At 52.8% G+C, this 13,266-nt stretch carries 11 protein-coding genes; 8 read left to right on the forward strand and 3 right to left on the reverse strand.

Annotated features, from left to right (window positions below; translation table 11 throughout):
- Positions 1-239 precede the first annotated feature (239 nt).
- Complete coding sequence (locus INT84_RS12920) at positions 240-1,310, reverse strand: LacI family DNA-binding transcriptional regulator (RefSeq protein ID WP_194207114.1); 1,071 nt, start codon at positions 1,308-1,310, stop codon at positions 240-242.
- 190 nt (positions 1,311-1,500) lie between these two features.
- Here INT84_RS12920 and INT84_RS12925 point away from each other — a divergent pair, with 190 nt between their 5' ends.
- The 6 genes from INT84_RS12925 to INT84_RS12950 all read left to right on the forward strand — a co-directional run bounded on the left by INT84_RS12925 (position 1,501) and on the right by INT84_RS12950 (position 9,096).
- Positions 1,501-2,655, forward strand: coding sequence for a Gfo/Idh/MocA family protein (locus tag INT84_RS12925; RefSeq protein WP_194207115.1), 1,155 nt, complete (start codon positions 1,501-1,503; stop codon positions 2,653-2,655).
- A 16-nt stretch (positions 2,656-2,671) separates the two neighbouring features.
- Positions 2,672-3,856 carry a Gfo/Idh/MocA family protein gene (locus INT84_RS12930; protein ID WP_194207116.1) on the forward strand — a complete coding sequence of 395 codons (1,185 nt, stop codon included), beginning with the start codon at positions 2,672-2,674 and terminating at the stop codon, positions 3,854-3,856.
- Positions 3,853-4,920 (forward strand): Gfo/Idh/MocA family protein, encoded by a 1,068-nt coding sequence (locus INT84_RS12935; RefSeq protein WP_194207117.1) that lies wholly within the window; start codon positions 3,853-3,855, stop codon positions 4,918-4,920. The genes INT84_RS12930 and INT84_RS12935 overlap by 4 nt, the downstream gene beginning before the upstream one ends.
- Before the next feature lie 10 nt (positions 4,921-4,930).
- Positions 4,931-5,953 carry a Gfo/Idh/MocA family protein gene (locus INT84_RS12940; protein WP_194207118.1) on the forward strand — a complete coding sequence of 341 codons (1,023 nt, stop codon included), beginning with the start codon at positions 4,931-4,933 and terminating at the stop codon, positions 5,951-5,953.
- A gap of 79 nt (positions 5,954-6,032) precedes the next feature.
- Positions 6,033-7,580, forward strand: a complete 1,548-nt coding sequence (locus INT84_RS12945) for an MFS transporter (protein WP_194207119.1) — start codon at positions 6,033-6,035, stop codon at positions 7,578-7,580.
- 178 nt (positions 7,581-7,758) lie between these two features.
- The gene (locus tag INT84_RS12950; protein WP_194207120.1) at positions 7,759-9,096 is read left to right on the forward strand and encodes a hemolysin family protein; all 1,338 of its coding nucleotides are present in this window, start codon (positions 7,759-7,761) and stop codon (positions 9,094-9,096) included.
- Positions 9,097-9,311: 215 nt separating this feature from the next.
- On the opposite strand, the gene INT84_RS12955 is transcribed toward INT84_RS12950, so the two are convergent.
- Positions 9,312-9,518: a DUF1107 domain-containing protein gene (locus INT84_RS12955; protein ID WP_049838959.1), complete on the reverse strand. Its 207-nt coding sequence runs from the start codon at positions 9,516-9,518 to the stop codon at positions 9,312-9,314.
- Between the two features lie 322 nt (positions 9,519-9,840).
- Here INT84_RS12955 and INT84_RS12960 point away from each other — a divergent pair, with 322 nt between their 5' ends.
- Entirely contained in the window at positions 9,841-10,398 is a 558-nt protein-coding gene (locus INT84_RS12960) for a YtfJ family protein (RefSeq protein ID WP_194207121.1), read from the forward strand.
- On the opposite strand, the gene cysQ is transcribed toward INT84_RS12960, so the two are convergent.
- Positions 10,388-11,131, reverse strand: a complete 744-nt coding sequence (cysQ, locus tag INT84_RS12965; RefSeq protein ID WP_194207122.1) for a 3'(2'),5'-bisphosphate nucleotidase CysQ — start codon at positions 11,129-11,131, stop codon at positions 10,388-10,390. The genes INT84_RS12960 and cysQ overlap by 11 nt on opposite strands.
- Before the next feature lie 189 nt (positions 11,132-11,320).
- On the opposite strand from cysQ, the gene INT84_RS12970 reads away from it, so the two are divergent.
- A complete protein-coding gene (locus INT84_RS12970) occupies positions 11,321-13,264 on the forward strand; it encodes a bifunctional 2',3'-cyclic-nucleotide 2'-phosphodiesterase/3'-nucleotidase (protein ID WP_194207123.1) in 1,944 nt (647 codons plus the stop codon).
- Positions 13,265-13,266: the final 2 nt, after the last annotated feature.

Below are 13,266 nucleotides of genomic sequence, written 5' to 3' on the forward strand. Positions count from 1 at the left end.
ATGAATACGTTATGCATCCAGCCACTTTCATTTATAAACAACAGGAAAGAAAAATGCACTGCTATTATCAGCAAGATGAGTTTCTTTGATTTAATATTAATACTGGGCTTTAATTATATTTAATCCGATGAGAGTTGATTTTATTATTATGATAAAAGTGAGAACAAATATGATTTAAAATGAGGAAGGCCACCGGGACAGGCTGCCACACCTTCCTCCAACCCGCTTATAAAAACGCCTCAGTGATCAGAAGGCATAACTTGCTCTGCCCGTGCGGCAAAACGGGTCGCGTTCAATACGGTGCCATATTCCGCTACTTTCCCCTGTAACAACAAATTAAATACTGCGGCCTGAGGACGATTGAGCCGATTTTGTAACAGATGAACCGCTTCCATGCCCAGCTCGCGACAGGGAACGGCGATGCCCGTCAACGATCGGCCCATTTTTTTTTCCAGATGCCAGGCAAAGTCCGTCAGCATCAACGACACCTGCTCCGGGACCTGTAAATTATGCCGTTCCAGCGCACGCGTCACGCCGCCTGCCATCTCCACGCTGCCACATAAGATAGCCTCCGGCCAGTGCTCCCTGGGGTGGGAATCCAGCCAGGTATTTATTGCTTCTTCGGCTTCGTGCGGCGCAAACGTCTCCGTGATCGCTAAATCGCGTTGCGGATCGAACGCCTGACGAAAATAACGGTAGGCCTCTTTAATCCCCTCCAGACGCATATGCAATGTTTCCCGGCGCAGGCAGGTTACCGAGAGGATCTGCCGATAGCCACGTTCAAACAGATAGCGTGCTGCGCTAAAACCAATCGCCCGATGATCGGGAGAAACACAGTCCAGCGCCATCTCGCGGTCGATAGAGTTAATCAGCACGCAGGGTTTGTTCAACGTGGCCGCCAGTTTGAAAATCGTCGTATCATCAGTGCCAATAATAATAATGGCGTCAATATCCTTATTACTGGCTTGTTCAAGAAACAGTTTCAGGTCCGGGCGCTGCTCTTCCAGTCCGTAATAACTCAAATGCACATTCTGGGCGGCCGTCGCCTCAGCAATCCCCTTCGTCACCTCAAGATAAAAAATATCGCCGCGCGCGTTAAACGTTCGCTGCGGGGCGAAGACGGCGATGCTTTTCACATATAACCGGCCGGTTGTCAGCTCATCCAGAACGCCCAGGTCACGGGCACACTGAACAATCGCTTCGCGCGCACTATCGCTGGTATATGATTTGCCATTTAACACCCGCGAAACCGTACTGATGGAGTAGCCGGTTGCCGCCGCAATTTGATTCATTTTTAGCCTGCCAGCCATAATGTGACCTCGCTCGCAATCAATATCTGCAAAATTTCGCAGAAACAATCGCATGATTTTAAAGCGCTTTCACCACGCAAAGGACAAATTTGTCTCATCCCTGCGAGCATTCTCACAAATTGTCATTGTCCTCGCCGATGCACTTTTCTATTTTCCAGAGATTGTTAATTTCAGCGATGCAGGATGTGACATGAAAAGCGTTCGTTTCGGTATTATCGGCGTGGGCAACATTGGTACCGTCCATACCCGTTACTTACTGGCAGGTACGGTGCCCGAAGCCCGCCTGACCGCAGTATGTGACAACGATCCGACAAAACATGAGGCCATACGTCAGTTAGTGGGTGAAAACGTCACGCTTTTTAGCGATGCCGAATCAATGCTAAAAAGCGGGCTAATTGATGCCGTTATCGTCGCCACCCCGCATTACGCGCACCCGGAACTCTCCATGCTGGCGATGCGCCACGGCATTCATACGCTGTGCGAAAAACCGGCGGGCGTCTATACCGCGCAGGTACGTGAGATGAACGACTTCGCCCGGCACAGCGATGTGGTGTTCGGCATCATGTACAACCAGCGCCCCAATCCGCTTTATCAGAAAGTGAAAGATCTGATTGATAGCGGCGAACTCGGCGAGATCCGCCGCTCCAACTGGATCATCACCAACTGGTATCGTTCACAGAGCTACTACAACTCCGGCGGCTGGCGTGCGACATGGAAGGGTGAAGGCGGCGGCGTGCTGCTCAATCAGGATCCGCATCAGCTCGACTTATGGCAGTGGCTGGTCGGCATGCCGGTTCGCATTCGTGCTTTTTGCCAGTTCGGCAAACACCGGCAGATCGAAGTTGAAAATGAGGTCACCGCCTACGCCGAATATGCCAACGGCGCGACGGGCGTATTTATTACCACCACCGCCGAAGCGCCGGGCACTAATCGTCTGGAGATCGCTGGCGATCGCGGCAAGATCGTCGTGGAAGAAGGCAGGCTGCGTTTCTGGCGGCTGCGCGAGTCTGAAACCGACTTTAACGCCCGCTGGCAGAATGGTTTTGGCGAGCCGGAGTGCTGGGAAGTCACTATTCCAACCGCAGCGGAATGCAGCGAACATCATGTCATTACCGCCAACTTTACCGCCGCCGTGCTGCGCGGAACACCGCTTATCGCGCCCGGTCAGGAGGGGATCAACGGCCTGACGCTCTCTAACGCCATGCATCTCTCCACCTGGCTGGATGACTGGGTCGATCTGCCGATTGATGAAGCTCGCTACCTGACGCTGTTGCAGGAGCGTATCGCTACGTCCGTTGAAAAAACATCCGAAAATCGCACGCTGGATGCCTCCGGCAGCTGGTAAATCAGGAGAAAATCGCATGTTGAACGTCGCCATTGTGGGCACCGGCAATATTTCCCACAACCATATCCAGAGCTATTTACAGTTTGCCGACCGCTGCCGGATCGTCGCGCTGGTTGATATCTACCCGGAAAAAGCCGAGGAGAAAAAGCAGCGTTACGGATTAACCGAGGCGACCGTGTACAGCAGCCATGAAGCGATGCTGGACGTCGAAGCGCAGGTAGATATTGTTGACGTCTGCACGCCCCCTTACGTCCATGCGGAGATCGCCATTCACGCGCTGGACGCCGGGAAACATGTGCTGTGTGAAAAGCCGATGGCGGTCTCGCTTCAGGAGTGCGACGCGATGATCGCGGCACAACAACGAAGCGGCAAAGTTCTCTCCATCATCGCGCAAAACCGGTTTACCGATGCCTTCTGGCGGCTGAAAAAAGCCGTGGATTCCGGTGAGATTGGCAACATCTGCCATGCGCAGGTAGATTCGTTCTGGTGGCGTGGCCACTGCTATTACGATCTGTGGTGGCGCGGCACGTGGGAAAAAGAAGGCGGCGGCTGTACGCTGAATCACGCCGTTCACCATATCGATGCGATTCAGTGGATGCTGGGCTTCCCGTCAGAAGTGGTGGCGATGATGACTAACGTCGCGCACGATAATGCTGAAGTGGAAGATCTCTCCGCCGCCATTTTCCGCTACCCCAGCGGCGCGCTGACTCAACTTACCGCCTCGGTGGTGCACCACGGTGAAGATCAGAAAATCGTCATTCAGGGCGACAAAGCCCGCATCTCAGCGCCGTGGGACGTCTGGGCCAGCGTTTCTGCCGACAACGGTTTCCCACAGCCTGAGCATGATGTTCAGCGTGAAGGCCGCCTCAACGATCTGTTTCACACCACGCCAGCGCTGACGTGGACGCTACATAGCGGGCAAATCGATAACCTGCTCAGCGCCATCAGCCAGGATATCCCCCCGCTGATTGATGGCGTCCAGGGCAAGCGCTCGCTGGAAATCATTACCGCTATTTATAAATCGTCGATCACGCGCCAGATCGTGTCGCTGCCCATTAGCACTGACGATCCCTATTACCAGACCGGCGGCCTCCTCTCGCTGGCACCCCATTTTTATGAAAAAGCCGCCTCGGTAGAAAACTTCAGCGAAGTCGGCGCTATTCCGCTGGGTAAAGACCTCGATACAGGAGCACGAAAATGAGCCTCAATGATGGAATGAATTACGCCCCGAAGGGTAAACCACAGCCGGTGGTAGAAGCAGGCGCGTTTATTATTGCCGCCGCCGCGCTGGATCACGGCCATATCTACGGGATGTGCAACGGGCTTATCGAAGCGGGCGCGACGCTGAAGTGGGTCTACGATCCGGACCCGGCCAAAGTCGATGCCTTTGTTCGTCAGTATCCGCAGGTAAACATTGCCGACTCGCTGGATACCATTCTTAACGACAGCAGCGTGCAGTTAGTGGCTGGCGCGGCGATCCCGTCGCAGCGCTGTGCACTGGGCCTGAAAGTCATGGATGCCGGAAAAGATTATTTTACCGATAAGGCCCCGCTGACCACGCTGGCTCAACTGGACGCAGCAAAACGTAAAGTTGCCGAAACCGGGCGTAAATATGCGGTTTACTACAGCGAACGTCTGCACGTTGAGAGCGCGGTCTTTGCCGGGCAACTGGTGCAGGAGGGTGCTATAGGCCAGGTGATTCAGACGCTTGGCACCGGTCCGCATCGTGAAGGCCAGGGACGCCCCGACTGGTTTTACGAGAAAGCCTTTTTTGGCGGCATCCTCTGCGATATCGGCAGCCACCAGATCGAGCAATTCCTGTTTTATACCGGCAATAGCGACGCACGAATAGTGGCAAGCCAGGTGCGCAACATCAACCATCTGCAGTATCCGCAGTTCGAGGATTTCGGCGACGCAATGCTGGCGGGCGACAACGGCGCGACGGGCTATTTTCGCTGTGACTGGTTCACGCCGGATGGACTGTCGAGCTGGGGTGATGGGCGTCTGACGCTGCTGGGTACTGAAGGCTACATTGAGATCCGCAAATACGTCGACATCACGCGCGGTGAGCAGGACGTCGTGTATCTGGTCAATAAAGAGGGCGAATTCCGCTATCCGGTCGCGGGTAAGGTCGGCTTCCCGTTCTTCGGTGAACTGATTAAGGACTGCCTCAACCGTACAGAAAACGCCATGAGCCAGGCGCACACCTTTAAAGCCGCCGAACTGTGCGTCAAAGCGCAGATGCTGGCCAACGCGGGCCGCTAAGGAGTCAACCATGAGGGCGATAAACGCGGCGATTATCGGCTGTGGTGCCATTCATATCTGTCACGTTGAAGCACTGCGGCAGACGCCGGGCGCGCATCTGCACGCCATCGTGGACACCGATATCGTGAAGGGGCAAGCCCTGGCGGCGGCCTATGGCTGTGATTTTTATCATGACTACCGGGAGATGTTGCAGGATCAACGCATTGAGGTAGTGCATATCTGTACCCCGCATTATCTGCATAAAACCATGATCCTCGACGCGCTGGCCGCAGGAAAAGCCGTTTTCAGCGAGAAGCCGGTGGGAATGAACAGTCTGGAAGTGGCTGACATTGCCGAAGCAGCTAATCACGCGTCGGGCATGCTGGGCGTGTGCTATCAGAACCGTTACAACCCTACCAGCCGGGCGATCCGTGCTGTGCTGGCATCAAACGTGCTGGGGAAAATGCTCAGCATCAAAGCGGCGCTGACCTGGTCGCGCTCGGGAGGTTACTACACCGAAAGCCCGTGGCGCGGACGCTTTGCCACCGAAGGCGGGAGTCTGCTGATCAATCAGGCGATTCATACGCTGGATCTGATGCAGTGGTTTGCTGATGGCGTTGATAGCGTTAAGGGCGTGGTCGATAGCGGTCCGCTGGCCGGTACTATCGAAACCGAAGACAGCGCGATGGCGACCTTAGTTCTGCATAACGGCGCACGCGGTTTATTCTGGGCCACCAATAACCACACCACGGATTCCCCGTTGCTGCTGGTAATTCATTGTGAAAAAGGTCTGTTACAGCTTCGCGATAACACGCTGTGGCAGATTTCTGGCAATGAGCGAATCTCTCTTGCCAATGATAATCCGCCCACGGGCAACGGCAAAAATTACTGGGGAATTGGCCATCAAAAAGCAATAGAACACTTTTATCAGGCTATTCAGCATGGAGGAGATAGTGACTATATCAATATTAATCAGGCAGCAAAATCCATACATATCGTGGAGGCAATATATCGCTCTTCACAATTAAGGCAATGGATTAACATTAATTATTAATATCATCAATTCCAGTGTTAAAGCGTGCCCTGTCTCTGGCCGGGCGCTATAAACCCTACATCAATCTGGAAATAAAAAAATGGTTAAACCAACTGAAAGAAGAGTCGGTTATGGCGTGGCTATCGGCTACGGCGTGACGGATTTATTTGGCGGAGGTGCCTTCGCTATTATTGGAACATGGCTTCTGTTTTTCTACACTACCTATTGCGGATTATCGGTTCTGGAAGCCGGGTCGATATTCGCTATTGCCAGGGTTATTGATGCGATACTCAGCCCAATCATGGGCTATATTACCGATAACTTTGGCAATACCTGGCTTGGCAGAAAATTCGGCAGACGTCGGTTTTTTCTGCTGCTCAGCTCCCCGTTAATGTTCCTCTATGCCTTATTATGGGTCACGGATATGGGTTACTGGTATTATCTGGGAACCTATCTCTCTATCGAACTGTTATCAGCAATGGTACTTGTGCCGTGGGAAACCCTGGCCGCAGAGATGACCAACCGCTATAACGAGCGCAGCCGTCTTTCCGGCGTGCGCATGATCTGCTCGCAACTGGGCGGTTTTCTGGCGGTATCGGTGCCGGGCCTGATTATGCAGTTTACCGGCAAAGATAACTCGTTCACCTATACGCTGACCGGCCTGCTCTTTTCTGTCATCTTCTGCGTGGCGGTGTTCTCTACATGGTGGTGTACCTGGGAAGCCAAAGATGTTCAGGAAGAGGGACATTTTCAGCCGGAGGTTAACCGCAGTAGCGGCCTGCTTAATCACCTGAAATATCTGGTACTGGATCTACTGTCATCGTTCCGCATCCGCGCCTTCCGCCTGCATATTATTATTTATATTTTCTCGTTCACCGCGATGGACGTTTTCGGCTCAGTATTTACCTATTATGTGGTGTACTGTCTGAACCAGGATGCCTCTGCCGTTTCCGGCTGGTTAAGTATTGCCGCCTTCGCCTCAGTACCGGGCACCTTCGGATTTATGCAATTACTTAACCGCTTTAATGTCACGCCGTCCGGTGCACTGCGCCTTGCCTATGGCTGCATCTTCTTTGTGCTGGCATTTTTATTTACCGTGTATCTGACCAAAATTAGCGTTCCCACCCTGCTGCTTTCCGGCGTGTTTATCGTGCTGGGTGTCGCCAGAGCCGGGCTCTATTATATCCCATGGAATATTTACAGCTTTATCCCGGATATTGATGAAATGGTCACCCAACAGCGGCGGGAAGGTATTTTCGCGGGCGTGATGGTGTTGACACGAAAAAGTACGGTGGCACTGGCAATCCTTATTATCGGCATTGTGTTGCAGGAAGCCGGTTTTGTAAAAGGCAGCGGTATGCAGCCGGAAAGCGCTCTGCACGCGATTATTGGTCTGATGATTTTTGCCACCGCCGCGCTGCTGGCAGTAAGTTTTTATACCACTTACAAATTCAAACTCACCCGTGAAACGCACAAACTGCTGATCAAAGAGATCGCCCGGCGTAAGCTCGGCGGTGACTATCGCGACTGTGACGGCGAGACCCGGCAGGTGATCAAACTGCTTACCGGTTATGAGTACGACAAGGTCTGGGGCGGGGAAGCCAGCCGCCAGTTTAGCGGAAAAACGACTCTGTCCGCGCTCGAATAATACGGAAAACCCCACGTTAACCGCCCTGACAACGATGTCGGGGCGTTTTCCCCCTCTGGCAGCCCTCCCCTCCCTTACGCTATACTAGCGGGGAAATTGCCGATCCAGTGCCTTCGGATCGGCTTATCGTGTCATTCAAACTTCCCTTCCGAGGATCTGGCCTATGGCTGGATAAGATATGTTAAACAGTATTTTAGTAATACTTTGCCTGATAGCCGTGAGTGCATTCTTCTCGTTGTCTGAGATCTCGCTTGCCGCCTCACGAAAGATAAAACTCAAACTCCTTGCCGATGACGGCAACATCAACGCTCAACGCATTTTGAAAATGCAGGAGAACCCTGGCACCTTCTTTACCGTGGTACAAATTGGCCTTAACGCCGTGGCCATTCTCGGTGGTATCGTCGGCGATGCCGCGTTTTCACCGGCGTTTTACAACGTTCTGGTCCGCTTTGTCACCCCGGAAATGGCCGAGCAGCTAAGCTTTATCATCTCCTTCTCCCTTGTCACCGGCATGTTCATTCTGTTCGCCGACCTGACCCCGAAACGCATCGGTATGATTTCGCCTGAAGCTGTGGCTTTGCGCATCATCAACCCGATGCGCTTCTGCCTGTTTATCTTCACGCCGCTGGTGTGGTTCTTTAACGGCATGGCAAACAACATTTTCCGTCTGTTCAAACTGCCGATGGTACGTAAAGATGACATCACCTCTGATGACATCTATGCGGTCGTCGAGGCGGGTGCGCTGGCGGGCGTGCTGCGTAAACAGGAACATGAACTGATTGAGAACGTGTTTGAACTGGAGTCACGTACTGTTCCCTCATCGATGACCTCTCGTGAAAATGTTGTGTGGTTCGATCTGCATGAAGATGAAGAGAGCCTGAAGAAGAAAGTCTCGGAACATCCACACTCTAAGTTCCTGGTCTGTAAAGAAGATATTGACCATATCATCGGCTATGTCGATTCAAAAGACCTGCTCAACCGCGTGCTGGCCAATCAAAGCCTGGCGCTGAGCAGCGGCTTACAAATCCGCAATACGCTGATTGTGCCGGATACCCTGACGCTCTCCGAAGCGCTGGAAAGTTTCAAAACGGCGGGTGAAGACTTTGCGGTCATCATGAACGAATACGCGCTGGTGGTAGGTATCATCACCCTGAATGATGTGATGACCACGTTAATGGGCGATCTGATCGGTCAGGGGATGGAAGAGCAGATTGTCGCTCGCGATGAAAACTCGTGGCTGATTGACGGCGGTACGCCGATCGATGACGTGATGCGGGCGCTGGATATCGACGATTTCCCGCAGTCCGGCAACTATGAAACCATCGGCGGTTTTATGATGTACATGCTGCGTAAGATCCCCAAGCGCACCGACTCGGTTAAATTCTCCGGCTTTAAGTTTGAGGTGGTGGATATCGACAACTACCGTATCGATCAGTTGCTGGTGACGCGCATCGACAGTAGGCCGACGGTCCTGACCCCGAAACTGCCGGACGCCGAAGAGAAAGGCGCAGCGTAATACCGTGGAATTATGCCTGGCGGCGCTTCGCTTGCACAGGCCTACAATTGTGAGCAACCTGCTGTTATTGATGATTTTGTAGGCCGGGTAAGGCGAAGCCGCCACCCGGCAAAACGGCACGTACAATAGCAAAACAGGTTTCTCAGAAACATCAACGGCCCCTTCTGGGGCCGTTTTTATTTACTGCTTATATTTTTTACTGCATAGCACGTTGATTACGCCATCTCAGTTTGCAGATGCAAAACCTGACGATTGACTTCAGACATCACAGACAAATGCTGCTTGTCCTTCACTTTGGGGATAAGGATCTTACCCTTATCAAACTCAAAAGCGCCTACGTCCTTGATGTACAACCGTCCACGGAACAGGATCTTCACGTACTTCGCCACCTGACGCGGGTTGTAGCGTTGGAAAATTTTCATTCTTTTAACTCCTGCTGAAGATTACGCCCTTGTGGTGCCACATTTGGCCCAACTGGTTAAGACGCAAATTTAATGCCCTATGACTATAGACCAGAACCACCGGGAGACCCAGCATGCATAAGTTTATTTACCGTTTGATTACAATTAATCAGAATTTTCTTTTCAGACATCGGACAAAGGCAGTATAAGCCTTCATTTTTTTTCGAATATGTGCGCTCTACCGCAAATTGGCACCCTGCTTGCGGGAAAAGGTTAAAAATAGCACATATTATTAACATTCCGCCGCAAGTGGTCGGATCACCTGTACAAAAAAGGAAGCACCATGACTTTACGAACGCTGATGGCCTCTTTATGCCTGATACTGCCGATGATGGCATCTGCTCATAACTTTAAAGACAACCAGCGCGTACCGCCCGTTGGCATCGCCGACCGTGGCGAACTCATCCTGAGTAACGACAAGTTTAGCTATAAAAACTGGAATAGCTCGCAGCTCGCCGGAAAAGTGCGGCTGCTGCAACACATCGCGGGCCGCACCTCGGCGAAAGAGAAAAATGCCAATCTGGTTGAAGCGATCAAAGCGGCGAATTTCCCGCATGATAAATACCAGACCACCACCATCATCAATACCGATGATGCCATCCCCGGCTCGGCCATGTTTGTGCGTAGCAGCATTGAGAGCAATAAAAAGCTCTACCCGTGGTCGCAGTTTATTGTCGACAGCGATGGAGCCGCTCGCCAGGCCTGGCAGCTGGAAGAGAAAGGATCTGCGGTGGTAGTGCTGGATAAAGAAGGCCGCGTTCGCTGGGCGAAAGATGGCGCACTGACCCAGCAGGAAGTGCAGCAGGTGGTGAGCCTGCTGCGTCAGTTGCTCAGTAAATAGAAACGCGGAAACCAGGATTGAGGAAGGATTCACGCGGCGTATAGTCGAGAGTCCTTCCCTGCCAGTCGTGAACGTGCGCCCCGGCGGCAACCGCGACCGCATGGCCTGCGGCGGTATCCCAGGCATTGGTTGGCCCGAAACGTGGATAAAGCTGCGCCTGCCCTTCAGCTACCAGGCAAAACTTCAGCGAGGAACCGATTGAAGTTGTCTGATGTTCACCCAGTTGCTGAAGATATTCCTGTAATTCGGCATCGTTAGAGTGCGAGCGGCTGATCACCACCAGCGGCGGACGCGCATCGCGCACCTGGATTTGATTACGTACGCCGCACTCCTCTTTCCATGCTTTACCTTCAGCGGCGCTGTACATCACTTTAGGCACCGGCGCATACACCACGCCCAGAACCGGTTTGCCCTGCTCAATCAGCGCAATATTGACGGTAAACTCACCGTTGCGCTTGATAAACTCTTTGGTGCCGTCCAGCGGGTCAACCAGCCAGAAACGCTGCCAGTGCTGACGCTCATCCCATGAAGGCGGATCTTCTTCCGACAGGACCGGGATATCCGGCGTCAGCGTTTTCAGCCCCTCAATAATTACGTTATGCGCCGCAATGTCCGCCGCCGTTACCGGAGAATCATCCTGCTTGCTGGTCACTTCTATCGGTTTAACGCCGTCATAAACCTGCATGATGGCATCACCTGCATGCCGGGCAAGCTCGCATATTTGTTGTAGCATTTTCCACCTCTCTCATACGATAGTGGTATTAACTCATTGTTTTATTTATACCCTATCCGAAAATAATTCGCCATCTGTGATAACAGTTACATTTTTGTTATCGAAATACATGGCAAGATTCACACTTCTGTCAGCAACAAAATGTATATACATTTTCTTTTGTGCCTCAGATCAAAAAGGATGGCTCTGATGATTAAGTTTAGTGTAACGCTCCTGGCTACGTTGATTGCGGCGAGCGTGAATGCAGCAACAGTGGATCTCCGCATCCTGGAAACCACTGATTTGCATAGCAATATGATGGACTTTGATTACTACAAAGATACCCCGACGGAAAAATTCGGACTGGTCCGCACGGCGACGCTGATAAATGCCGCCCGCAGCGAAGCGACCAATAGCGTGCTGGTGGACAACGGCGACATCATTCAGGGCAGCCCGCTGGGCGACTATGCCGCAGCGAAAGGATTGAAAAAGGGTGATATTCACCCGGTCTATAAAGCGTTCAACACGCTGGATTACGCGGTGGGCAACCTCGGCAATCACGAATTTAATTACGGTCTCGACTATCTGCAAACCGCGCTGGCTGGGGCGAAATTCCCTTATGTGAATGCCAACGTCATTGACGTTAAAACGCAACAGCCGCTGTTTACGCCCTACCTGATTAAAGAGACGCAGGTTAAGGATCAGGAGGGCAAAACGCACGCGCTGCACATTGGCTACATCGGTGTGGTGCCGCCACAGATCATGACCTGGGATAAAGCCAATCTGTCCGGCAAGGTGACGGTGAATGATATTACTGAAACCGTACGCAAATACGTGCCGGAAATGCGTGAGAAAGGCGCTGATATTGTGGTAGTGATTGCTCACTCCGGTTTGTCCGCCGACCCGTATCAGGCGATGGCGGAGAACTCCGTCTATTACCTCAGCGAGGTGCCCGGCGTGGATGCCATTATGTTCGGCCACGCCCACGCGGTCTTCCCGTCGAAGGATTTTGCCGCGATTAAAGGCGTCGATCTGCAAAAAGGCACGCTTAACGGCGTTCCGGCGGTAATGCCGGGCATGTGGGGCGATCACTTAGGGGTAGTGGATCTGGTAGTAAATAACAACAGCGGAAAATGGCAGGTTAGCCAGGCGAAAGCGGAAGCGCGGCCGATTTACGACGTGGCGGCGAAAAAATCGCTGGCCGCAGAAGATGCAAAACTGGTCGAGGTGTTGAAAGCCGATCACGATGCCACACGCGAGTTTGTCAGCCAGCCGATCGGAAAATCCGCCGACAACATGTACAGTTATTTGTCGCTGGTACAGGACGACCCGACCGTTCAGGTGGTGAACAACGCGCAAAAAGCCTACGTTGAGCATTTTATTCAGGGCGATCCAGATCTGGCGAAGCTGCCGGTGCTTTCTGCTGCCGCACCGTTTAAGGCGGGCGGACGTAAAAACGATCCGGCGAGCTATGTCGAAGTGGAAAAGGGGCAGTTGACCTTCCGTAACGCGGCCGATCTTTACCTCTATCCGAACACGCTGGTGGTGGTCAAAGCCAGCGGTAAAGAGGTGAAGGAGTGGCTGGAGTGTTCAGCCGGGCAGTTTAATCAAATCGATCCGCACAGCAGCAAGCCGCAGGCGCTGATTAACTGGGACGATTTCCGCACCTACAATTTCGACGTTATTGACGGCGTGAATTATCAGATTGATGTAACCCAGCCTGCCCGCTACGACGGCGAGTGCCAGAGCGTGAACCCGCAGGCGGAACGTATCAAGGATCTGACCTATAACGGCAAGCCCATCGATCCAGACGCCACTTTCCTGGTGGCGACCAACAATTACCGCGCTTACGGCGGCAAGTTTGCCGGTACGGGCGACGAGCATATCGCGTTTGCCTCTCCGGATGAAAACCGCGCGGTGCTGGCGGCATGGATTGGTGCGGAGTCGAAACGTGCCGGAGAGATCCACCCGGCAGCGGATAATAACTGGCGTCTGGCACCGATCCACAGTGATACAACGCTGGATATTCGCTTTGAAACCTCGCCATCAGAGAAAGCGGCGGCGTTTATTAAAGAGAAGGCCCAGTATCCAATGCATCAGGTGGCGACCGATGATATTGGTTTCGCAATTTATCAGCTGGATTTAAGCAAGTAGAG

Source organism: Superficieibacter sp. 1612_C1 (assembly GCF_015234305.1).
Taxonomy (GTDB): Bacteria; Pseudomonadota; Gammaproteobacteria; order Enterobacterales; family Enterobacteriaceae; genus Superficieibacter.

Bases quoted from the DNA above. Each gene is read 5' to 3' on its own strand.
- INT84_RS12920 (WP_194207114.1), bottom strand. From the start codon at position 1,310: ATGGCTGGCAGGCTAAAAATGAATCAAATTGCGGCGGCAACCGGCTAC.
- INT84_RS12925 (WP_194207115.1), top strand. From the start codon at position 1,501: ATGAAAAGCGTTCGTTTCGGTATTATCGGCGTGGGCAACATTGGTACC.
- INT84_RS12930 (WP_194207116.1), top strand. From the start codon at position 2,672: ATGTTGAACGTCGCCATTGTGGGCACCGGCAATATTTCCCACAACCAT.
- INT84_RS12935 (WP_194207117.1), top strand. From the start codon at position 3,853: ATGAGCCTCAATGATGGAATGAATTACGCCCCGAAGGGTAAACCACAG.
- INT84_RS12940 (WP_194207118.1), top strand. From the start codon at position 4,931: ATGAGGGCGATAAACGCGGCGATTATCGGCTGTGGTGCCATTCATATC.
- INT84_RS12945 (WP_194207119.1), top strand. From the start codon at position 6,033: ATGGTTAAACCAACTGAAAGAAGAGTCGGTTATGGCGTGGCTATCGGC.
- INT84_RS12950 (WP_194207120.1), top strand. From the start codon at position 7,759: ATGTTAAACAGTATTTTAGTAATACTTTGCCTGATAGCCGTGAGTGCA.
- INT84_RS12955 (WP_049838959.1), bottom strand. From the start codon at position 9,518: ATGAAAATTTTCCAACGCTACAACCCGCGTCAGGTGGCGAAGTACGTG.
- INT84_RS12960 (WP_194207121.1), top strand. From the start codon at position 9,841: ATGACTTTACGAACGCTGATGGCCTCTTTATGCCTGATACTGCCGATG.
- cysQ (WP_194207122.1), bottom strand. From the start codon at position 11,131: ATGCTACAACAAATATGCGAGCTTGCCCGGCATGCAGGTGATGCCATC.
- INT84_RS12970 (WP_194207123.1), top strand. From the start codon at position 11,321: ATGATTAAGTTTAGTGTAACGCTCCTGGCTACGTTGATTGCGGCGAGC.